Here is a 22,019-nt window from a genome sequence, read left to right as displayed (position 1 = left end):
TTGAATATTATTTTTTTTGTTTTGGTATAACTCTTTCGAGTTTAGGAATATTTTTTTGGGAATTTTTATTGGACAAAATTAATCCAATTGGTTTGTTTTCAATTTTTTTTTGCTTTTTTTTAGTAAAAAACTCTGATTTTCATTTGTTATAAATGTAAATCAGAGTTCTAAATGTCGAACTTAATCGGTTAATTGTAACAAAGTATGTTCGCAATTATGATATTTATACAGGAGCTTGTCACCCGTTTTTATTACTTCAACTGCATGTCTGCAATGATGTTTTGTATTTTTCCGTCTAAGAAACTTTCAGCTTCATCAAAATCCGCAACCGATTCTAATTCAGCATTTACGCTTATGTAGAATTTGATTTTTGGTTCAGTTCCACTTGGTCTTGCGCAAATTTTAGAGCCGTCTTCTGTATAATAAATCAATACGTTTGATTTTGGAATATCCATTGAAGATTCTTCATTTGTCAATAAATTCAAAGCCGTAGATGATTGATAGTCTTCAACCATAATTACTCGCTGACCGTTGATTTCTTTTAGAGGATTTTGGCGTAAATTAATCATCATCTGATTGATTTCTTCTAAACCTTCCATTCCTTTTTTAGTTAAAGAAACTAAGTATTCTTTGTAGAAACCGTTCTCTACATAAAGCTGTAAAAGTTCTTTGTAAACAGAGCTTCCTGCAGCTTTTGCCTGAGCAGCAACTTCGCATATTAATAATGTAGCAGCAACAGCATCCTTATCTCTAACGGCATCGCCAACCATAAAACCAAAGCTTTCCTCTCCACCGCCAATAAATTGAAGTTCAGGGAAATCTTTAATCATTTTAGCGATCCATTTGAATCCTGTTAAACCAACTTTGCATTCAACGCCATAACTTGTTGCCAGTTCCATCATCATTGGAGTAGAAACAATTGTTGAACCTACAAATTGTTTTCCGTTAATTTTTCCGGCTTTTTTCCATTGTTTTAAAAGGAAAGAAGTCATCAAAACCATGGTTTGGTTTCCGTTCAGTAAAATCATTTTTCCATCGTTGTTTCTAACGGCAACACCTAAACGGTCGCAGTCTGGATCTGTACCCACAACAATATCAGAATTTGTTTTATCTGCTAAAGCCAAAGCCATTGTTAAAGCTTCTGGTTCTTCTGGATTTGGAGATTTTACAGTTGGGAAATCTCCATCCGGAACGGCCTGCTCCGGTACAATGTGAACATTTTTATATCCAGCCTGTGATAAAACGTCCGGAATAGATTTTATAGAAGTTCCGTGCAGTGAAGTAAAAACAATATGAAGATTGTCTTTGGCTTCAGCCGGAGTATTAAAACTTGCGTTTTCGATAGATGATTTTACAAACGCTTTGTCAATTTCAGTATCAATATATTGAATTAAGCTTTCGTTTGCATTGAATTTAATTTTATCGTAGTCTAAACTTTCAATTACTTCAATGATTTCTCCATCTTGCGGAGGAACAATTTGTCCGCCATCCTGCCAGTACACTTTATATCCGTTGTATTCTGGCGGATTGTGAGATGCTGTAAGGACAATTCCGCATTGACAGCCTAAATATTTAAGGGCAAAAGATAATTCTGGAGTTGGTCTTAAATCTGAAAATAAATAAACCTGAATTCCATTTGCAGAAAAAACATCTGCAACCACTTTTGCCAAAGTATTACTGTTATGACGGCAATCATAAGCAATAACTACTTTTAATGGTTCATTTGGGAATACTTTGTGTAGATAATCAGATAAGCCCTGAGTGTTTTTTCCAAGCGTATATTTGTTAATTCTGTTGTTTCCAACACCCATAACGCCACGCATACCACCAGTTCCAAATTCAAGATTTTTGTAGAAACTTTCTTCAAGGTCTTTAGGAGACGTTGTCATTAATTCTTTTACTGCTGCCTGCGTTTCCTGATCAAACGTAGGAGTCAGCCATTCATTTACAGCGTTTAAAATATTAGGTGCTATATTCATGTAAGTTTTCTTTTATGTTTTGATAAAGATAGTTTTTCTTCGAAGGTTAGTTTGACTCAAAAAGATTTTTTTTTCCTGATTTGTGTCAAAAATTTACTTCACGTGCTACTTTATATCTAGCTTCGTTGTTTTTAGTTCTCAAAATGATTTCACCTAAAAACCCGGCAAGGAAAAGCTGTGTCCCCAAAATCATCGTAGTTAATGCAATATAAAACCACGGATTATTAGTTACCAAAGTATATTTAACTCCACTATACATATGGTATAGTTTAGAAACGCCAATATATCCGGCAGATAAAAAACCGATTATAAACATAATCGAACCCATGGCACCAAATAAGTGCATTGGTCTTTTTCCGAATCTCGATAAAAACCAAATTGTAATTAAATCCAGAAAACCATTTATGAAACGTTCCATTCCAAATTTAGTTTCTCCGTATTTTCTTGCCTGGTGAATAACTACTTTTTCGCCAATTTTTGCAAAACCCGCATTTTTAGCCAAAACGGGAATGTAACGGTGCATTTCGCCCGAAACCTCAATGTTTTTTACAACAACGTTTTTGTAAGCTTTTAATCCGCAGTTAAAATCGTTTAACTCAACACCAGAAGTTTTTCTGGCTGCCCAGTTAAATAATTTTGACGGAAGATTTTTTGCTACAACAGAATCGTAGCGTTTCTTTTTCCAGCCAGAAACCAAATCAAATTTTTCTTTGGTGATCATTTCATACAATTCCGGAATTTCATCAGGACTGTCCTGAAGATCAGCATCCATCGTAATGATAACATCACCTTTTGCTTTTGCAAAACCAGCGTGCAAAGCCTGAGATTTTCCGAAGTTTTTCATAAAACGAATTCCTTTTACATTAGGATTTTCGTTAGAAAAACTTTCAATAATATTCCAGGAATCATCTGTACTTCCATCATCTACAAAAATGATTTCATAAGAGTAATTGTTAGACTGCATCACTTTAATAATCCATGCGTAGAGTTCTTTAAGCGATTCCTCCTCGTTTAGAAGCGGTATAAGTATAGATAGATTCATTTATTTTTTATTATAGACTTGATGGTTTTTCATTCTTTACAATTGCTCCGACAATTAAGGAGTATATTAATCCGATTAATGAATACATAACTAATGTTACCGGAAAAACAATTAACGGATTCATGAATTTTTTAACCATACCAAGTCCCATTTCTAGTTCTTTTGCGGTTATATTAGGATTTTGAGCAATCATTTGGCTTCTGGTAATATCTAACATTTCATTTATAAAATCAGGAAAAATGAAGTTAAAAATCACACTAAAGATAGCATATATTAAACCTGCAAGAACAGTAATAGAGACTCCGGTTTTTAAACATTCAGAAAAAGATATAAAACCATTGTTGATGTTTTTCTTATAATGATTACAGCCTAAGAATATAAATATAAGAGGTAAAACTAAATAGTTTGCTATATTTACTATCGTTCCAACACTTGTATTTACTAATGATTTCATGCCTATTACATACATAATCACAAACTCTAAAACCATTATAACACCAAATAAAACACCATACATTGTTCCTGACTTGGCAGGTGATATACTTTTATCCATAAAATAACAATTTTTTTAATCCACAAATATAGTAATTCCCACTATAATCGGAGATAAAAAAAGCTTTTCGAAATAAACTAAAAAAAAGTAAGCTAAGTATTTGTTTATTAAAAAAGAATTGTAAATTTGCACACTCAAAATTAATTAAAATTTTAAACAAAAAAGAGCATTCTTTGTTTATACCTTTTTCTAACCATGAAAAAGCTTCGAAATAAAAATGTTCCAAACAATAAATAAAAAGAAAAGATGAAAAAAGGAGTTCACCCAGAAAATTACAGATTAGTTGCATTTAAAGACATGTCAAATGATGACGTTTTTATCACTAAATCTACTGCAGATACAAAAGAAACAATTGAAGTTGACGGAGTTGAGTATCCAGTTGTAAAAATGGAGATTTCTAGAACATCTCACCCTTTTTATACTGGTAAATCTAAACTTATCGATACTGCAGGACGTATTGATAAATTCAAAACTAAATATGCAAAACACGCTAAAAAATAATAGCTGTTTAAAACTATACAGAAAGCCTTCCAAAACTGGAAGGCTTTTTTTATGCTGTATTTTTTAATAAGCCGCGAATTCACGAATTATTTTTGATTATCATAGTGGGATAATAAATTTAATTCGTGAATTCGTGGTTATCAGAAAAAACATATATTAATGAAACACATAAATATTTGTAACTTTGACCTCGGTAACCAAACTAATTTTAACACATTAAATCAAATTTATGAATTACATTCTTTTTGACGGTCCCGTCCGGAATGCTTTATTACCTTTTACCTTTACAAGACCAGTTGCTGATATTTTAATCGGAATTATGACCATTCGCCAAAAATGGGAAACACGTTTGGGCTCTACAATAACAACAATTACAGAAGATTACCTTTCAACTAAATTCCCAATGGTAGAAATGGAAGAAAATGTAATGATAAATGCGGCGTATTTGCCAAATGATACGCTTGTTGAACTTGTTACGGAATTAAAACCAAATCAGGCAATTTTTAAAGGAGAAGATGTAATTGCTTTTTTTACTACAGAAAATCAGGAAGAAGTTGATTTTGATTCATACGAAATCATTCACTATAACGACGATTGTTTAACAATTGAACATACCTGGGATATTTTTTCAAAAAATGATGCTGCTATTCGTGCCGATTTTGCTTTTTTAACCGAAGACAGAAAATCACAACCAATTCCTAAAAGTGTAAACGTAATTGCTCCGGAAAATATATTTATAGAAGAAGGTGCAAAATTAGAGTTTGTAACTTTAAACGCATCGACAGGACCTATATATATAGGAAAGAATACCGAGATTATGGAAGGAACCGTAATTCGCGGACCTTTTGCTTTATGTGAAAATGCAATGGTAAAAATGTCGGCTAAGGTTTATGGCGCAACAACTGTTGGTCCGGGATCAAGAATAGGCGGTGAGGTTAAAAATTCAGTTCTTTTTGCAAATTCAAATAAAGGACACGAAGGATTTTTAGGTGATTCTGTTTTAGGTGAATGGTGTAATATTGGAGCAGATTCAAATAATTCAAACCTAAAAAACAACTACGAAGAAGTTAAATTATGGAGTTATGAAACAGAAGGTTTTGCAAAAACAGGACTTCAGTTTTGTGGCTTAATGATGGGAGATCACAGTAAATGCGGAATAAATACAATGTTTAACACCGGGACTGTTGTTGGAGTAAGTGCCAATATTTTTGGTTCTGGATTTCCTCGCAATTTTGTTCCGAGTTTTTCTTGGGGCGGTGCAGCAGGATTTACAACTTATGTAACTAAAAAAGCCTTTGAAACAGCCAGATTAGTTATGAGCCGAAGAAATATCGAATTTGACGAAACAGAAGCTTCGATCTTAGAACATATTTTCGAAGAAACAAAAAAATGGAGAAAAGACTAATTAGATAATTAGGCAATTAGAAAATTAGATAATTTTTGCAAACCCGACAGGTTTTTAAAACCTGTCGGGTTTTATTTTTTTGCATGTATTTGAACTGGACTGAAGTCCAGCTCTACAATATAATTCGTTCCTTCGGAACTTAAAAGAGCCTTTGGCTTGATCTATATTGTAGGGCTGGACTTTAGTCCGGTTAAGAGTCGAAGAAATATTGAATTTGACGAAACAGAAGCTGCGATCTTAGAACATATTTTTGAAGAAACAAAAAAATGGAGAAAAGATTAATTAGATAATTAGGCAATTAGAAAATTAGATAATTTTTGCAAACCCGACAGGTTTTAAAACCTGCCGGGTTTTGTTTTTGCATATCTATATATTAACTGGACTGAAGTCCAGCCCTACAAAATATATCGAGCCGATGGATCTTTTGTTGTTCCGAAGGAACATTTTATATTGTAGAGCTGGACTTCAGTCCAGTTTAATGAACAGAATGAAAACATTCTCAAAATTATCTAATTGATAAATTGCCACATTTTGTAATTGCCTAATTATCTAATTAATCTATCTTTGCAGCACGAAAAAAATGGGTAGTCGGATAAACGATTAACCGATTAAACAAAATTCACAAAAGACAAATGATTACAGTTAACGATATTTCGGTTCAGTTTGGCGGAACTACACTTTTTAGCGATGTTTCTTTTGCTATCAACGAAAATGATAAAATTGCCCTTATGGGTAAAAATGGTGCGGGAAAATCGACACTTTTAAAAATAATTGCAGGTGTAAATAAGCCTTCAACAGGAAATATTTCGGCTCCAAAAGAAGCTGTAATTGCTTACCTGCCACAGCATTTGCTTACAGAAGATGGAGCAACTGTAATGGAAGAAGCATCAAAAGCTTTCAGCGATATTTTTAAAATGAAAGCCGAAATCGACGAAATCAATGAGCAGTTAACCGTTCGTACAGATTATGAAAGTGACGAATACATGAAATTAATCGAAAGAGTTTCTGACTTAAGCGAGAAATTTTATGCTATCGAAGAAGTGAATTATGAAGCTGAAGTTGAGAAAATATTAGTTGGTTTAGGGTTTGAAAGAGAAGATTTTTCACGTCAGACATCGGAGTTTTCAGGAGGATGGAGAATGCGTATCGAATTAGCTAAAATCCTTTTACAGAAACCAGATTTGATTTTGCTGGATGAGCCTACCAACCACATGGATATAGAAAGTATTCAATGGCTGGAAGAATTCTTATTGAATCAGGCAAAAGCAGTAGTTGTAATTTCGCACGATAGAGCGTTTGTAGATAATATTACCAACCGTACTATTGAAGTTACAATGGGAAGAATTTACGATTACAAAGCAAAATATTCTCATTATTTAGAGTTAAGAAAAGACCGTCGTATACATCAGCAGAAAGCCTATGACGAACAGCAAAAAATGATTGCAGAAAACCGTGCGTTTATTGAACGTTTTAAAGGAACATTCTCAAAAACAGATGCTGTTCAGTCACGTGTAAAAATGCTTGAAAAACTTGAAATTGTTCAGGTTGACGAAGTAGATACATCAGCATTACGTTTAAAATTCCCGCCGGCTGCACGTTCAGGACAATATCCGGTTATTGTAAAAGAAATGTCTAAATCGTACGGAGATCATGTTGTTTTTAAAGATGCAAACATCGTAATTGAACGTGGTCAGAAAGTAGCATTTGTTGGGAAAAATGGAGAAGGAAAATCTACTATGATTAAAGCAATCATGAAAGAAATTGGGGTAGATTCTGGAAGTGTTGATATTGGACATAATGCGCAAATTGGCTATTTTGCTCAAAATCAAGCCGCTCTATTAGATGAAAACGCAACCATTTTTGAAACAATCGATAGTATTGCAGTTGGAGATATCAGAACACAAATCAAAAATATCTTAGGAGCTTTCATGTTTCAGGGAGATGATATCACCAAAAAAGTAAAAGTGCTTTCAGGAGGAGAAAAAACACGTTTGGCAATGATTAAATTGTTGCTGGAGCCAGTGAACTTGTTAATTCTGGATGAGCCTTCAAATCACTTAGATATGAAGACTAAAGATATCATTAAAGATGCTTTACGTGATTTTGACGGAACTCTGATCTTGGTTTCTCACGACCGTGATTTCCTTGACGGATTAGCAACTAAAGTTTTTGAATTTGGTAACAAACGAGTTAAAGAACACTTTGAAGATGTGGCAGGTTTCCTTGCACATAAAAAAATGGATTCGATGAGAGAGATTGAAAAATAAGTTAAAATGCAAATAATTACAGAAAGCATAAGTTAATTCTTATGCTTTTTTTTTGTGCCTAATATTAAAAAAGCTAAAAGTTAATAATAATTAAAATGATGATTTAAATCAGGTTTTTAGAACTGACATAAAATTAAATTTACTGTAAGAATAAACTTATTTAAAGTTTGTTTTCGGATTGAATTTAATTTTTATAGTTATGAATCGAATACATAATTTTTCAGTTTTTAAGGCTTTTCTATTGGGCTTATTATTTCCATTTTTATCGAATGGACAAACAATAGATTCTAATTCTAAGACAGAAGTAAAATATCCACAATTCAAATTTCAGGGTCTTTTTCAGGCGAGGTATTTAAGTGGATTTACTAATGGAGTTGACGCAGTAAGCGGACTTCATCATTCGGATGATAAAGCCGTAGAAGATACCTTTGATATTAAAAGAATGCGGTTGGGAGTTACAACTAAATTAGGAGAAAGTTTTGATGTTGTAGTACTGGCAAATTTTGCAGATTTCAAATCAGATCCTAAAGGCAAAGTCCTCGAAAATGCTTTTGCAAGATATACTTTTAATAAAAATATTGGCTTTTTAGTGGGGCAGTTCAGACCAGCTTTTGGAATCGAGGAATTAAACCCGGCGGATATTCTTAAATCATTTGATTACTCAAATCAATACTCAGAATTTGGAAATAATGGATGGACAAGTTTTCAAATTGGAGCTTCTATGTTCGGAAGTCTTAATTTAGGAAAAATGCCCGTTACTTATGCTGTTTCAGCAGTAAACGGAAATGGAAAAGATCAGGTTTCTGATAAAGATAATGGAAAGCAGTATTCAACACGTCTGGGTTTTGAATTGGATAAAAAGCATAACATCAATTTTGGTCTTAATGGCGGTATTGGTGAAGTTTATAAAAACAAAGTTTTTGCACTTGGTCTTGATCTTACTGCCGATTTTAAGTTGGCAGACAAATTTACACTGCAAATACAACTTGAAGCAAAACAGGGAATTAATCATTACTTATATTATTCATTAGCTCCAGATGCGAGAACTTCAAATCTTAACGAATATCAAATGCGAGGAGCGTATTTCCTGCCTAATCTAAGATATGAGATACAATATCGAAAATTAACAGCAATAGAATTTTCATGCAGATATGAATATTTTGACAGGAATTTCAAAATAGATTCAAATGCGAAACAAACCTATACACCTATGGCAAGTTTGGAGTTTGGAAAAGGTTATACCGGCCGTATCGAAATGGGAATGCAGTTTGACAACTACAAGCGTAATATTCCAAACACTTCTATATATGATAACAACTTATTTATCATACAATTTCAAGGGAGATTTTTCTAAAATTAATTTTTAACAATACTAATAATGAAAGAAATAGACATAAAAAAATCAATTATTACATTAGTAATAGGTTTGATAATCTGGTTTGTTCCAACTCCATCTGGTCTTACACCAGAAGCATGGCATTTATTCGCAATTTTTATTTCAACAATTCTCGGCATTATTTTAAAAGCTGCATCAATGGGGACTATGTGTATGATCGCAGTTGGGGTTACAGCTTTTACTCAGGTTTTAGCACCAGAAAGTGCAGGAGATTCTATAACCTTTGCTTTAAGCGGTTTTGGTAATAAAGTAATATGGCTTATTGGGATCTCATTTTTTATTGCCCGAGGTTTTATAAAGACAGGATTAGGAAACCGAATAGCTTTTTTATTCATAAAAATATTTGGTAAAAGTTCCTTAGGATTAGCATACGGATTGGGTTTGGCAGATTTAGTTTTAGCACCTGTCGTACCGAGTAATACGGCCAGAGGCGGCGGGATAATTTATCCTATTATGAAATCAATGTCCATGAATTTTGATTCAGATCCTGATAAACCGGAAACCAAAAGAAAATTGGGAGCCTTTCTTACTTTGAGCAGTTATAACGTAAATCTTATAGCATCGTCAATGTTTTTAACAGGAACAGCAAGTAATCCGATGTGTCAAAAATTTGCAGAAAATCTGGGCATACATATTTCATGGACATCGTGGGCAATTGCAGCCTTAATTCCCGGCTTAACCGCATTTTTTGTAATTCCATTTTTATTATATAAAATCTACCCGCCAGAATTAAAGAAAACAGGCGATGCTCCAAAAGTAGCTGCTCAGAAATTAAAAGAAATGGGGGCAGTATCAAAAAATGAATGGCTAATGCTTTTAACCTTTGTTATCTTATTGTTTCTGTGGATGACAGGAGATTTGTTTTCAATAGATGCAACTACCACAGCATTCATTGGTTTAGTGGTTTTACTTCTTACATCAGTACTGACATGGGAAGATGTCAAAGGTGAAAAAGGAGCGTGGGATACCATTGTATGGTTTGCAGTTTTGGTAATGATGGCCAGTTCATTAGACAAATTAGGATTTATTGGCTGGTTTAGTGAAATTGTAAAAGCACAAATGACAGGTCTAAGCTGGCAAATAGCTTTTGTAATTATTATTTCTGTCTACTTCTTTAGTCATTATATATTCGCAAGTGCAACAGCACATGTTGCGGCAATGTATGCAGCATTGTTAGCCGTTGGAGTTTCACTTGGAGTGCCTGGGTTGTTTCTGGCTTTTATGTTAGGATTTGTAGGGTCTGTTTATGGAACATTGACGCATTACGGACACGGACCCGCACCGGTTTATTTTGGAAGCGGTTATGTCGATCTAAAGAACTGGTGGATAAAAGGGCTTATTACAGGACTGGCAATGTTACTGATTTATCTGATCGTTGGAGGATTATGGCTAAATTTATTGGGATATACAAATTGATAAATAATTAAAATATTTTAAAAGGCATAAGTTACTTCTTATGCCTTTTGCATTTTTAATGCAATAATTTTTACAAGTATTGATTTTTTTAGTAATTTGGTATAGTGTTTTCCAAAAACATCATTAGCTGTTTTTAAAAACAGAAAGCGAAGTTTAATTTTTTATTTCTGGAGCGTATGAATACACCTTTACTAATAAGAATTGCTTTTGTTTTTCTAATACCACTTTTTATGAATGCCCAGACTGCCGAAACTCAAAAAGCAGTAGATTCTGAAAGTAGTATTAAATATCCTCAATTTCAGTTTAAAGGCCTTTTTCAGGCCAGATATCTCGAAAGTTTTGGAGACAATGTAGATGTTTTAGGAGTTCATCACTCCACAGGTGACGTTACCCAAAGCTCATTTGATATAAAAAGAATGCGTGTTGGGCTAAACACAAAACTTAGCGAAGCCACAGAAGTTGTTATTCTGGTAAACCTTGCCGATTTTAAATCGGATACAAAAGGTAAAGTTCTCGAAAACGCTTACGCAAAATATACTTTCAATAAATACATAGCTGTTTTAGGAGGACAGTTTCGTCCTGCTTTTGGTATAGAAGAATTAGTTCCTGTAGATATCATTAAATCTTTTGATTTCTCTAATCAATATTACGAATTTGGAAAAAATGGGTGGACCAGTTTTCAAATAGGAGCTTCGGCAACCGGAAATTTTGACATCGGAAAAATGCCTGTAAACTATTCAGTTTCTGTTTTAAATGGAAATGGAAAAAATCAGGAAAAAGACAATGACAACGGAAAACAATATTCTTCGAGATTTGTTTTTGGATTATCAAAACAGCATAAAATTAATCTAGGATTAAATGGCGGTATCGGAAAATATGCCAAAGAAAAAGTATATGCCGTTGGCGCCGATATTACCAGCGATTTTAGAATTACAGATCGCTTTACATTCGATTTGCAGATAGAATACAAACAAGGAACAAACCATAATTTGTATTTTTCTTTACCCGTCGACTCGAGAACAGATGATGTTGCCGATTACCAAATGCGCGGTATTTATTTTCTTCCTAATGTAAGATACCAAATCGATTATAAAAAATTGACTTCTCTGGAATTATCCTGTCGTTATGAAAGATTTGATCCCAGTTATAAAATAGATTCAAACGTAAGACAAACCTATACGCCAATGATAAGTTTAGAATTTGGAAAAGCATATACAGGTCGTATAGAAATGGGATTTGAGCTAGATCATTTTGATCGAAACATCCCAGATACATCAACGTATAGTGATAATTTATTTATAATTCAGTTTCAGTGCAGACTGTAGTTTAATTCAAAAGCTATAATTATGAAAGAAGTACAAATTCCGCAAACCCTGATTACACTTGCAGTTGGACTGGGTATTTGGTTTATACCTGCTCCAGACGGTGTAGTTGCAGAAGCCTGGCATTTGTTTGCCATATTTGTTGCCACAATTTTAGGAATTATTCTAAAAGCTGCTCCAATGGGAACCATGTGTATGATTGCCATTGCGCTAACAGCATTCACGCAGGTGCTGGCACCGGGCGATCCCGGAAAATCAATTACACTGGCATTAAAAGGTTTTGGAGATAAGGTAATCTGGCTTATCGGAATTTCATTTTTTATAGCGCGCGGATTTATAAAAACGGGTTTAGGAAACCGAATTGCTTTTTTGTTTATTAGAATATTTGGAAAAAGCTCTCTTGGTCTGGCCTACGGTTTAGGTCTTGCTGATTTAGTTTTGGCACCAGCCGTACCAAGTAATACTGCACGCGGCGGCGGAATTATTTATCCCATAATGAAATCAATGTCAATGAGTTTTGGTTCACTGCCCGAACAGCCTGAAACACACAGAAAATTAGGTTCATATTTAACATTGAACTGTTATAATATGAATTTAATAGCCTCATCAATGTTTCTTACCGGAACAGCCAGTAATCCAATGTGCCAGAAGTTTGCACTCAATCTCGGAATTAAAATAACCTGGATGTCGTGGGCCGCCGCAGCAATAGTTCCGGGTTTATGCGCTTTTTTTGTAATTCCGTTTGTGTTGTATAAAATTTATCCGCCTGAATTAAAAAAAACAGGTGATGCTCCGCAGATTGCTTCTCAAAAATTAAAAGAAATGGGACCCATTACCCGCAACGAGTGGATGATGCTCCTGACTTTCTTTATATTATTATTTCTGTGGATGACTGGAGATTTATTTTCAATTGATGCTACTACTACCGCTTTTATCGGATTAGTAATTCTGCTGTTAACTTCAGTTTTAACCTGGGATGATGTAAAAGCCGAAAAAGGTGCTTGGGATACTATTGTATGGTTTTCGGTTTTGGTAATGATGGCCAGTTCGCTAAACGAATTAGGTTTTATAGGCTGGTTTAGTAATGTTGTAAAAGCACAAATAGGCGGATTAAGCTGGCAGATGGCTTTTCCGATAATAATATTAGTATACTTTTTTAGCCATTATCTTTTTGCAAGTGCCACGGCTCACGTAGCAGCAATGTATGCCGCTTTATTAGGAGTTGGAGTTTCACTCGGAATTCCGGGATTGCTTCTAGCTTTTATGCTTGGTTTTATGGGTTCAATTTACGGAACATTAACACACTACGGACATGGTCCGGCTCCCGTTTTCTTTGGGAGCGGATATGTCGATTTAAAAAGCTGGTGGGTGAAAGGTTTAATAACCGGACTCGTAATGCTTTTTATCTATATGGTAATTGGAGGATTATGGCTTTGGATAATCGGAGATTTTTAGATTCTGATTCCCGGAGGCAATAACTCTTTGTACTTTGGATTTTTTTTAAAAAACGTTGCGATTTTTGGGTGAATCGGTACAACTCTGAATTTTTTTTCAGTGCTTAATTCCATAATGTTTTTAAGCAGAGTATCAATTACAGGCTGGTTTTCAAAATTTTCAGGCGTGTTTATTTTCGTCAAAAAAATCTTTTTTTCCTGAAAAGAATATTCAACGCTTAACATCCCCTCGGGAATTACGGTTTCAAATTGTCTTGCAAAAGTGTTGTCTTTGATTTCCATAGTTGCAGTAGGTTCCATATTTGTCATGTTTTTGGGTGAAATAAAAAATATTAGAAAAAGAACGTAATATGTGGTTAATAAAAATCTTTAAAAAAGATCTTTAAGTTAGGTTGATTTGGTATGCAAAGTTAATCATTTGATTTTCAATATGAAATTATTTTTTCAAGTTCCCGCATCATTGAAAACTTTACTCTTTTTACTACATTATTCGTTTTAATATATAATTATGGTGTGCAAATTGCGGTTCATATTGCTAAAAAAAGTAAATTTAGCTTGAAATTAAAAGCTGTAACTGTAATTCCATTTCAAACAAATGAGTAAAATTCCTGTATATTTTATGCCGGGTCTCGCTGCTAGTCCGGCCATTTTTGAAAGAATCAAACTAGACGAATCTGTTTTTGAAACCTGTTTGTTAGAATGGGAAATTCCGCATCCTAAAGAACCTTTGTCAGATTACGCGCTTCGAATCTCAAAAAAAATAACACATGAAAATCCGGTTTTAATTGGCGTTTCGTTTGGCGGGATTTTAGTTCAGGAAATAGCAAAACATATTCAAACCCGAAAAGTTATTATTATATCCAGTGTTAGAAGCAGTGTTGAATTTCCGAGAAGAATGAAAATAGGAAAGAAGACTAAGGCTTACAAACTCATTCCGATGAAACTCATTTTGAATATCGAAAGTCTGGCTAAATATTCATTTGGAGAAAAAGTCAATAAACGTATTAAGTTATACGAGAAGTTTCTAGCCGTTCGCGATCTTAATTATCTGCAATGGGCTGTAGAATCAGTTATTTTATGGGATCGAAATGCTGTTGATGAAAACGTAATTCATATACATGGAGACAAAGACGAAGTTTTTCCTATAAAATACATTAACAGCTGTATTGTGGTAAAAGGCGGTACGCATATTATGATTCTCAATAAATACAAATGGCTGAATGAGAACCTTCCTTCGATTATATTAGAAGATTGAAGTAATATGAGAAACTTAGCTATAGCTCTGATTCTAATCTTAACAGGATGTAATAAATCTCCTAAAAAAGATTTTGATTTGACTTTTTTTAAATGGAGCCTCAATGAGTCCTATTATTTGAGATTTAATTCTTCTGATACACTTTACTGTGTCGATGCGTATGGTGTTAAGGAAGAAACATCTTTTACGATTTTAAATAAAGATCAAAAAGAAAAAATTCAGAATATATTAGACACTATTACCTTCCCAAAAAATGAAACTTTTGAAAATAATAGTCTTGATGATGGGACAACTTACGCTTTTATGCTAAAAGATAAAAAGCAGTCAAAAAGACTTAAAATTCATGGTAATACTGGTCCTAAACAATTTTGGTATATTGGAGAAGCTCTAGAAAAAATTAAACTAAATCTACAGTTTGCTAAAATAAATAAAAAGATAGATTTAAGAGAAATTAATAAAATGGTTTTAATGGAAGTATCGCCAACATTTGTTGTTGATACCTTAAAATAAAAAAAATCCCAAACTCTTTTTTGGAATTTGGGATTTTAAATATTGAAAATTTAGAAAATTTAGATTTTCTTCATTTGTTCTTTCATCATAGCAACCTGCTCTTTCAGCATACCTTGTTTGTCTAGTTTTTTAACTTCCGCTAATAAATTAGTTGCTTCAAGTTTTCTTCTGCGCGACATGGCAACTCCGGCAAGGTTTAATTTAGCTACAGCCAAATCCATATCCATTGATAGTCCAAGTTCGATAGCTTTTTTGAAATGTTTTTCAGCTTGAATCAAATTCGTCTGCGAAAGCATGATTCCCTGAAGATAGTTAAGATAACCCTGTTGTTTTCTTACTAATGCAGTTTCTGGATTTTTGATGTATGCCAGCCATTTTTTAGCACCTTCAAAGTCTTGTTTTCTTAATTTAAGGAAGGCTAAAAGGATAAATTCGTTTTTAAAATAAAGAAAAATAGGAATAGCAGATAATAATATAAGGAAAATACCATTTCCGATTTCTTTATCGATAATCTGCCAAACGCCAGCAACAATAAGAAGTCCGGCTAGAATAAGTTTGATAATTTTGTTAAACATAATAGTTGTATATTTGTAATTGCAAATATAGTAAAAGGAATTAAAAATATTTTTATAAAACTACTTGCCAGAAAAAAAAGTCTTTGTATATTTGCACTCGGTTTTTGAACAACGATATCCAAAACCAATTAAGAGTTAATTAGATACCATTTTTAAAGATACAAAGCAATGAGCAAAAGAACATTTCAACCATCGAAAAGAAAAAGAAGAAATAAGCACGGATTTATGGACAGAATGGCTTCTGCGAATGGAAGAAAAGTTCTAGCGCGTAGAAGAGCAAAAGGAAGACATAAATTAACTGTTTCTAGCGAACCTAGACACAAAAAATAATGTTTTTATAAACATACATAAGGCGATTACTTTCTTAGTATCGCCTTTTTTTATACCTTGTCGGTAAAAATTTTCTCAACTTTCTAGTTTTTAACGCACTAGAAAAGTTTTTTAAAGTACTTATATAACTACACAATACATAAAAAATGCCTAAAGACACATCAATTAAATCCGTTTTAATAATAGGTTCGGGACCTATTGTTATTGGTCAAGCTTGCGAATTCGATTATGCAGGATCTCAATCTGCACGTTCGATTCGTGAAGAAGGAATTGAGGTTATCCTTATAAACTCAAATCCAGCGACGATTATGACCGACCCATCTATGGCCGATCATATTTATTTGAAACCTTTAACTACAAAATCGATTATTGAAATTCTTAAGGAACATCCACAAATTGACGCTGTTTTGCCTACAATGGGAGGACAAACAGCTTTGAACTTGTGTTTGGAAGCTGAGGAAAAAGGAATCTGGCAGGATTTCGGAGTAAGATTAATCGGTGTTGATGTAAACGCAATTAATATTACTGAAGACAGAGAGCAGTTTAAACAGCTTTTAGAAAAAATTAAGGTACCAACTGCACCGGCAAAAACGGCTACTTCTTACTTAGAAGGAAAAGAAATCGCTCAGGAATTTGGTTTCCCGCTTGTAATTCGTCCATCGTTTACACTTGGAGGAACCGGAGCTGCTGTGGTTTACAAAAAAGAAGATTTTGATGAGCTTTTAACCCGCGGACTTGAAGCTTCTCCAATTCACGAAGTTTTGATCGACAAAGCTTTAATGGGATGGAAAGAGTACGAGTTAGAGCTTTTAAGAGATAAAAATGATAATGTTGTAATTATCTGTTCTATCGAAAACATGGACCCGATGGGAATCCACACTGGAGATTCTATCACGGTTGCACCAGCGATGACATTATCTGATACAACTTTCCAAAAATTACGTGACTACGCTATCTTAATGATGAGAAGTATCGGAAATTTTGCTGGAGGATGTAACGTACAATTTGCAGTTTCGCCAGACGAAAAAGAAGATATCGTAGCAATTGAGATCAACCCTCGTGTATCTCGTTCTTCTGCTTTGGCTTCAAAAGCAACTGGATACCCAATTGCAAAAATCGCTTCTAAACTAGCTTTAGGATACAACTTAGATGAGTTACAAAACCAAATTACAAAATCGACTTCGGCTCTTTTTGAACCAACTTTAGATTATGTAATCGTAAAAATACCACGTTGGAACTTCGATAAATTTGAAGGTTCAGACAGAACTTTAGGCCTTCAGATGAAATCTGTAGGTGAAGTTATGGGAATCGGACGTTCTTTTCAAGAAGCTTTACACAAAGCAACACAATCTTTAGAAATTAAAAGAAATGGTTTAGGAGCTGACGGAAAAGGATATAAAAATTACGAACAAATTATCGAGAAACTAACTTATGCAAGCTGGGATCGTGTTTTTGTAATTTATGATGCTATCGCAATGGGAATTCCGTTGAGTACAATTCACGAAATTACAAGAATCGATATGTGGTTCTTAAAACAATACGAAGAATTGTATGTTTTAGAAAAAGAAATCTCAAACTACAAAGTTTCAAATCTTCCAAAAGAATTGTTGCTTGAGGCGAAACAAAAAGGTTTTGCAGACAGACAATTGGCTCACATGATGAGTTGTCTTGAAAGTGAAGTTCATACTTTGCGTATGGAGAAAAACATCAACCGTGTGTTTAAATTGGTTGATACTTGTGCGGCAGAGTTTAAAGCAAAAACACCTTATTACTACTCAACATTCGAAGCTGAAATCGAAAAAGCAAATGGAGAGCGTTATGTAGATAACGAAAGTATCCTTACTGATAGAAAGAAAGTGATCGTTCTAGGTTCTGGACCAAACAGAATTGGACAAGGAATTGAATTTGATTATTCTTGTGTACACGGAGTTTTGGCGGCTAAAGAATGCGGATATGAAACAATCATGATTAACTGTAATCCTGAAACGGTTTCTACAGACTTTGATACGGCTGATAAATTATACTTCGAGCCAGTTTTCTGGGAACATATTTATGACATCATTCAGCACGAAAAACCAGAAGGTGTAATTGTTCAGCTTGGAGGTCAGACTGCTCTTAAATTGGCGGATAAATTATCTAAATACGGTGTGAAAATCATCGGAACTAGTTTTGATGCACTTGATTTAGCTGAAGACAGAGGAAGATTCTCAGATTTATTAACTGAGCTGCACATTCCTTTCCCAAGATTCGGAATCGCTGAAACGGCTGATGAAGCTTCAAAATTAGCAGATACTTTAGATTTCCCGCTTTTAATTCGTCCTTCGTATGTATTAGGAGGTCAGGGAATGAAAATTGTAATCAACAAAAAAGAATTGGAAGAGCACGTTATCGATTTGTTGAAAGCAATTCCAGGAAACAAATTGCTTTTAGATCACTACTTAGCCGGAGCAATTGAAGCTGAAGCTGATGCAATCTGTGATGCTGATGGAAATGTTTATATCATCGGAATTATGGAGCACATTGAGCCTTGCGGAGTCCACTCTGGAGATAGTAACGCTACATTGCCTCCTTTCAACTTAGGAGAATTTGTTATGCAGCAAATTAAAGATCATACGCACAAAATTGCGAGAGCTTTAAAAACGGTTGGTCTAATCAACATTCAGTTTGCGATTAAAGATGATACGGTTTACATTATCGAGGCAAATCCAAGAGCTTCAAGAACGGTTCCGTTTATTGCAAAAGCTTACGGAGAACCTTATGTAAACTACGCTACAAAAGTAATGTTAGGGCACAATAAAGTAACTGATTTTGATTTCAACCCGCAATTAAATGGTTATGCAATCAAACAGCCAGTTTTCTCTTTCAGCAAATTCCCGAACGTAAACAAAGCGTTAGGACCAGAAATGAAATCGACAGGAGAAAGCATCTTGTTTATTGATGACTTAAAAGACGATCAATTCTACGAATTGTACTCTAGAAGAAAAATGTATTTGAGTAAATAATCTCAGGTTTTATTATAATAGAAAAGCTCCAATTTAAATTGGAGCTTTTTTTATGATTTTTTCTACCGATGAAACATTCCTGCGGAATGCTAATCCTGAATCAAAATGTGGATTTTAATTGTTTTCGTTTTGACTAAAATTCATATTATCTCTGGTATTCTTTTGTACTGAAATAGCACCAAATAATGCTAATAGAAAAGCAAAAGCATAAAAACCTTTTTCGCTTGGTAAAATAGTAGCGTTCCATAATCCAACGACTAAAAGTACGATTGAAAGTAAAGTTCCGAACCAGCATATTCCGTAATAAATATCAGTTACCGGAAGTTTTTCAAGACGGTCTCTCACACTTTTTTGTAATGAAACAACGGCAAAAAGTCCGAACATTAAAACGGTGAAATAATATCCTTTTTCGTTTAAAAGCATTTCGGCTCTGGCAAGTCCAACAATAAAACCAATTGTTCCGGCTCCAAGAGCAACCCAAGATGCTGCGATAAAGGCATTTGATGTTTTTTGTATCATATTAATTCTTGTTTAATTAGATTTTGAAATTTATGTTTTGGTGAATCAAAAATCTCATTTTGTAAATGTAATTAAATTAGGTCAACACCAAAATAAAAATTACAAAGTAAAATCTTCTTAATTGTTGGTATTGTTTAATTCCATTTTTTCGTAGAGACGCACAGCAGTGCGTGTACGCATAGTATACACTAAATAAGTAAATTTCCTGATCTTATTTTAAAACCTCAATAGCTTTTAAAATGACCGGATCTATTTTCTTTTCGATATCTTGTTTGGTGTTTTTAACTTCAATTTTTACAGGAACTCCAATGTCTTCAAGTAATTTGTTATCTGTCGAATAATATCTTTGGTTCGAAAGTGTAAATGAAATTTTGTTAGATAAATCGGTTCCAAACATATCCGACATCATTCCCGAAGTATTAGTTCCAATAGTAGTTATATTTGATTGTTGATAAAGAGAAATCGTAAAATCTTCTGCAGAACTTGCCGTTCTGTCATTTGTCAAAATTACAATTGGCTTTAAATATTGAACGCCATTATTTGGTGTGATGTAAATAGGTTCAGGAATTGTAAAATTTTCATAATCTGCTTTTTGTCGGATAGACTTATAATGCGTTATTCTTTTTGCAGATGCAAATCTGCCAGCTAAAAGATCGCCGCCATGACCGCCGCCATTTGATCTCATATCAATGATTATGGCTTTGGTATCTGAAAAAGATCCTAAAATACTATCAAAAAGAGTAAGCATTAAGTCGATGTCTTCTTTTTCTTTTTTGTCATCAAAAAGACTTTCCATATTACCAAAACATCTCGAAATTCTAATGTAGCCAATATCTGTGTTTCTTGCAGAATTGTATAACGGAATATCTTTAAATAAAGGTCCGCTTCCTTTTATTTTTGAAAAACCGTTATTTTCTAATGTTGAAAAACTCGTTTCCCACAACTGATTTTCAATTCCTTTAAATTCATCTAAAAAAGAAGATTGTTTTTTGACTTTATAAATTACTTTATCGCCTTTTGAAATCGTAATATGTCCATCTTTTAATGGGGCGACCATTGCTTCAAAAGTTTCCAGAAGTTCTTTTTCTTTTGTTTTCTTAGTTATCAAAGGACGAAATTTTTTGTAGGTTTCATCCCAATTCACTTTTTTAAGTTCAAAAAAAGCATAATTGTCTTTGAAAGCTGTCCAGAAAGTTTCGAAATCTTTTTCGGGTTTGCTTAATTTTTTTTCGGTTTGGCTATTTGCAGAAAAACAAAACAGAAGTAAAAAGGTTAATATAACTGAGTTTGGTTTCATGGATTAAATTTGTTTTTTAATAAGTTTTGGCTTTGATAAATAATGTGTTAAAGATATAATTTAAAATAAAAAAAGCTCCGGTTAAGGAGCTTTCTTCGTTTTAAAGTAAGATAATTATTTAACCAGCTGCTGCAAAGGTTTCAATTGCTCCATATCGATTTTTGATTCTTTTAAAACCGACATTAAAGTCATGATATTATTAGGATTCATATTGTTTCCTAAAACACGAACAACAGCAAAACCATTTTCTTTTCTGTTGGCAAATACGATGAATTCTGTAATGTTTTCATCAGAGCCGACATAACTTATTGAAGCACCGTCTTTACCAGAACCAACTTTCATTAATTCCTGATATTTTGGATTTTTTAAAATCGCGGTTACTTTTTTGCGTTCAGTTTCAAATTCAGCCTGATTTTTATCTGTCGCTTTAAAGGCTAAAATGTTCATTTTGTCGAATGAATTTACAGCTTCTTTTTGTTCTGCAGATAATTTGACTTTTTCTAAATTCAAAATACTTGGTGAAACATCAACCGCAATAAAATCTTTTTTATCTGTGTTTTCTACAAAATATTTTTGTAGTGAAGGCTCAGAATTACAACTTACAAGAGTTAGTAATGCTAAAAGGGCTGTGGTAAAAACGCTGAGTTTCATAATTATTTTTTGCCTTTAGATGCTTTTTTTAAGTCTGTTCCGCCAGGAAGCTGCATTTTGTCTGTAAGTACAGAAATCTCATTTAAATCAAAATTACCTGTAAGAGACAATAAGACACTTTCGTTGTTTTTTGCACCGTCAACAAACATTAATAATTCTTTTATTTGTGTATCGCTTGCTCCGGATTTTACCATTATCTTGACATTTTTACCGCTGTCATTTATACGCATCAATTCTTCCAGACCGGCAGTTTTGATGTATTTATCAGCAGAAGCTTTCATATCGGCTTCGATTTTAGGATTTTTGGTTGTAAACACTTTTAAGTAATCCAATTTTTTGATCAGATTAATATATTGCTGTGTTTCTTTATCAGAAGCATCAACTTTTACTTTGCTCATTAAATCGAACATTTTTTTGTTTACAATTACTGAGGTTACATCGTCCTGACCGTCATACTTGTCAAAAGCGCTTTGTGCGTAAAAAGCTTGTGTAACGAATGCGAATACTAAAGTTATGATGAAATTTTTCATGTTTTTTAAATTTAA

The 22,019-nt window shown here is 33.6% G+C and carries 20 protein-coding genes; 11 read left to right on the top strand and 9 right to left on the bottom strand.

Features of this window, described 5'->3' with window-relative positions; all coding sequences use genetic code 11:
- Positions 1-251 precede the first annotated feature (251 nt).
- From ABDW27_RS07680 to ABDW27_RS07670, 3 genes are all read right to left on the bottom strand, one after another.
- Positions 252-1,979 (bottom strand): phospho-sugar mutase, encoded by a 1,728-nt coding sequence (locus ABDW27_RS07680; RefSeq protein WP_343695362.1) that lies wholly within the window; start codon positions 1,977-1,979, stop codon positions 252-254.
- Positions 1,980-2,064: 85 nt separating this feature from the next.
- Positions 2,065-3,021: a glycosyltransferase family 2 protein gene (locus tag ABDW27_RS07675; protein ID WP_343695361.1), complete on the bottom strand. Its 957-nt coding sequence runs from the start codon at positions 3,019-3,021 to the stop codon at positions 2,065-2,067.
- Between the two features lie 10 nt (positions 3,022-3,031).
- Complete coding sequence (locus tag ABDW27_RS07670; protein ID WP_343695360.1) at positions 3,032-3,574, bottom strand: DUF4199 domain-containing protein; 543 nt, start codon at positions 3,572-3,574, stop codon at positions 3,032-3,034.
- 246 nt (positions 3,575-3,820) lie between these two features.
- Here ABDW27_RS07670 and ABDW27_RS07665 point away from each other — a divergent pair, with 246 nt between their 5' ends.
- The 7 genes from ABDW27_RS07665 to ABDW27_RS07635 all read left to right on the top strand — a co-directional run bounded on the left by ABDW27_RS07665 (position 3,821) and on the right by ABDW27_RS07635 (position 13,336).
- Positions 3,821-4,075: a type B 50S ribosomal protein L31 gene (locus ABDW27_RS07665; protein ID WP_007804523.1), complete on the top strand. Its 255-nt coding sequence runs from the start codon at positions 3,821-3,823 to the stop codon at positions 4,073-4,075.
- 229 nt (positions 4,076-4,304) lie between these two features.
- A complete protein-coding gene (locus tag ABDW27_RS07660) occupies positions 4,305-5,480 on the top strand; it encodes a GlmU family protein (protein ID WP_343695359.1) in 1,176 nt (391 codons plus the stop codon).
- 632 nt (positions 5,481-6,112) lie between these two features.
- Positions 6,113-7,747 carry an ABC-F family ATP-binding cassette domain-containing protein gene (locus ABDW27_RS07655; protein WP_343695358.1) on the top strand — a complete coding sequence of 545 codons (1,635 nt, stop codon included), beginning with the start codon at positions 6,113-6,115 and terminating at the stop codon, positions 7,745-7,747.
- Between the two features lie 199 nt (positions 7,748-7,946).
- Positions 7,947-9,101 carry a porin gene (locus ABDW27_RS07650; RefSeq protein WP_343695357.1) on the top strand — a complete coding sequence of 385 codons (1,155 nt, stop codon included), beginning with the start codon at positions 7,947-7,949 and terminating at the stop codon, positions 9,099-9,101.
- Positions 9,102-9,125: 24 nt separating this feature from the next.
- Positions 9,126-10,559 (top strand): anion permease, encoded by a 1,434-nt coding sequence (locus tag ABDW27_RS07645; protein WP_343695356.1) that lies wholly within the window; start codon positions 9,126-9,128, stop codon positions 10,557-10,559.
- 230 nt (positions 10,560-10,789) lie between these two features.
- A complete protein-coding gene (locus tag ABDW27_RS07640) occupies positions 10,790-11,884 on the top strand; it encodes a porin (protein ID WP_343695355.1) in 1,095 nt (364 codons plus the stop codon).
- A 21-nt stretch (positions 11,885-11,905) separates the two neighbouring features.
- Positions 11,906-13,336 (top strand): anion permease, encoded by a 1,431-nt coding sequence (locus tag ABDW27_RS07635; RefSeq protein ID WP_343695354.1) that lies wholly within the window; start codon positions 11,906-11,908, stop codon positions 13,334-13,336.
- Here the strand turns inward: ABDW27_RS07635 and ABDW27_RS07630 are convergent.
- Positions 13,333-13,644, bottom strand: a complete 312-nt coding sequence (locus tag ABDW27_RS07630; protein ID WP_244160818.1) for an N-acetyltransferase — start codon at positions 13,642-13,644, stop codon at positions 13,333-13,335. The genes ABDW27_RS07635 and ABDW27_RS07630 overlap by 4 nt on opposite strands.
- Before the next feature lie 286 nt (positions 13,645-13,930).
- On the opposite strand from ABDW27_RS07630, the gene ABDW27_RS07625 reads away from it, so the two are divergent.
- Together ABDW27_RS07625 and ABDW27_RS07620 are read left to right on the top strand one after the other, a co-directional pair.
- Entirely contained in the window at positions 13,931-14,590 is a 660-nt protein-coding gene (locus tag ABDW27_RS07625; RefSeq protein ID WP_343695353.1) for an alpha/beta hydrolase, read from the top strand.
- Between the two features lie 6 nt (positions 14,591-14,596).
- Positions 14,597-15,100, top strand: a complete 504-nt coding sequence (locus tag ABDW27_RS07620) for a hypothetical protein (RefSeq protein WP_343695352.1) — start codon at positions 14,597-14,599, stop codon at positions 15,098-15,100.
- 59 nt (positions 15,101-15,159) lie between these two features.
- Here ABDW27_RS07620 and ABDW27_RS07615 read toward each other — a convergent pair whose 3' ends face one another.
- Complete coding sequence (locus ABDW27_RS07615; protein ID WP_343695351.1) at positions 15,160-15,675, bottom strand: DUF2892 domain-containing protein; 516 nt, start codon at positions 15,673-15,675, stop codon at positions 15,160-15,162.
- Between the two features lie 168 nt (positions 15,676-15,843).
- Here ABDW27_RS07615 and rpmH point away from each other — a divergent pair, with 168 nt between their 5' ends.
- The gene (rpmH, locus tag ABDW27_RS07610) at positions 15,844-16,005 is read left to right on the top strand and encodes a 50S ribosomal protein L34 (protein WP_008464848.1); all 162 of its coding nucleotides are present in this window, start codon (positions 15,844-15,846) and stop codon (positions 16,003-16,005) included.
- Between the two features lie 146 nt (positions 16,006-16,151).
- Positions 16,152-19,007: a carbamoyl-phosphate synthase large subunit gene (gene carB, locus ABDW27_RS07605; RefSeq protein WP_343695350.1), complete on the top strand. Its 2,856-nt coding sequence runs from the start codon at positions 16,152-16,154 to the stop codon at positions 19,005-19,007.
- A 114-nt stretch (positions 19,008-19,121) separates the two neighbouring features.
- Here the strand turns inward: carB and yiaA are convergent, their stop codons facing one another.
- From yiaA to ABDW27_RS07585, 4 genes are all read right to left on the bottom strand, one after another.
- Positions 19,122-19,526: an inner membrane protein YiaA gene (yiaA, locus tag ABDW27_RS07600; RefSeq protein ID WP_343695349.1), complete on the bottom strand. Its 405-nt coding sequence runs from the start codon at positions 19,524-19,526 to the stop codon at positions 19,122-19,124.
- A 211-nt stretch (positions 19,527-19,737) separates the two neighbouring features.
- Positions 19,738-20,823 carry a S41 family peptidase gene (locus tag ABDW27_RS07595; protein WP_343695348.1) on the bottom strand — a complete coding sequence of 362 codons (1,086 nt, stop codon included), beginning with the start codon at positions 20,821-20,823 and terminating at the stop codon, positions 19,738-19,740.
- A 114-nt stretch (positions 20,824-20,937) separates the two neighbouring features.
- Positions 20,938-21,474: a DUF4252 domain-containing protein gene (locus ABDW27_RS07590; RefSeq protein WP_343695347.1), complete on the bottom strand. Its 537-nt coding sequence runs from the start codon at positions 21,472-21,474 to the stop codon at positions 20,938-20,940.
- 2 nt (positions 21,475-21,476) lie between these two features.
- Positions 21,477-22,004, bottom strand: a complete 528-nt coding sequence (locus tag ABDW27_RS07585; protein WP_343695346.1) for a DUF4252 domain-containing protein — start codon at positions 22,002-22,004, stop codon at positions 21,477-21,479.
- Between the last annotated feature and the right edge of the window lie 15 nt (positions 22,005-22,019).

This window comes from Flavobacterium sp. (assembly GCF_039595935.1).
GTDB lineage: Bacteria > Bacteroidota > Bacteroidia > Flavobacteriales > Flavobacteriaceae > Flavobacterium.
Note: the sequence above shows the minus strand (reverse complement) of the source record. Positions and strands in the feature narration are given on the sequence as shown.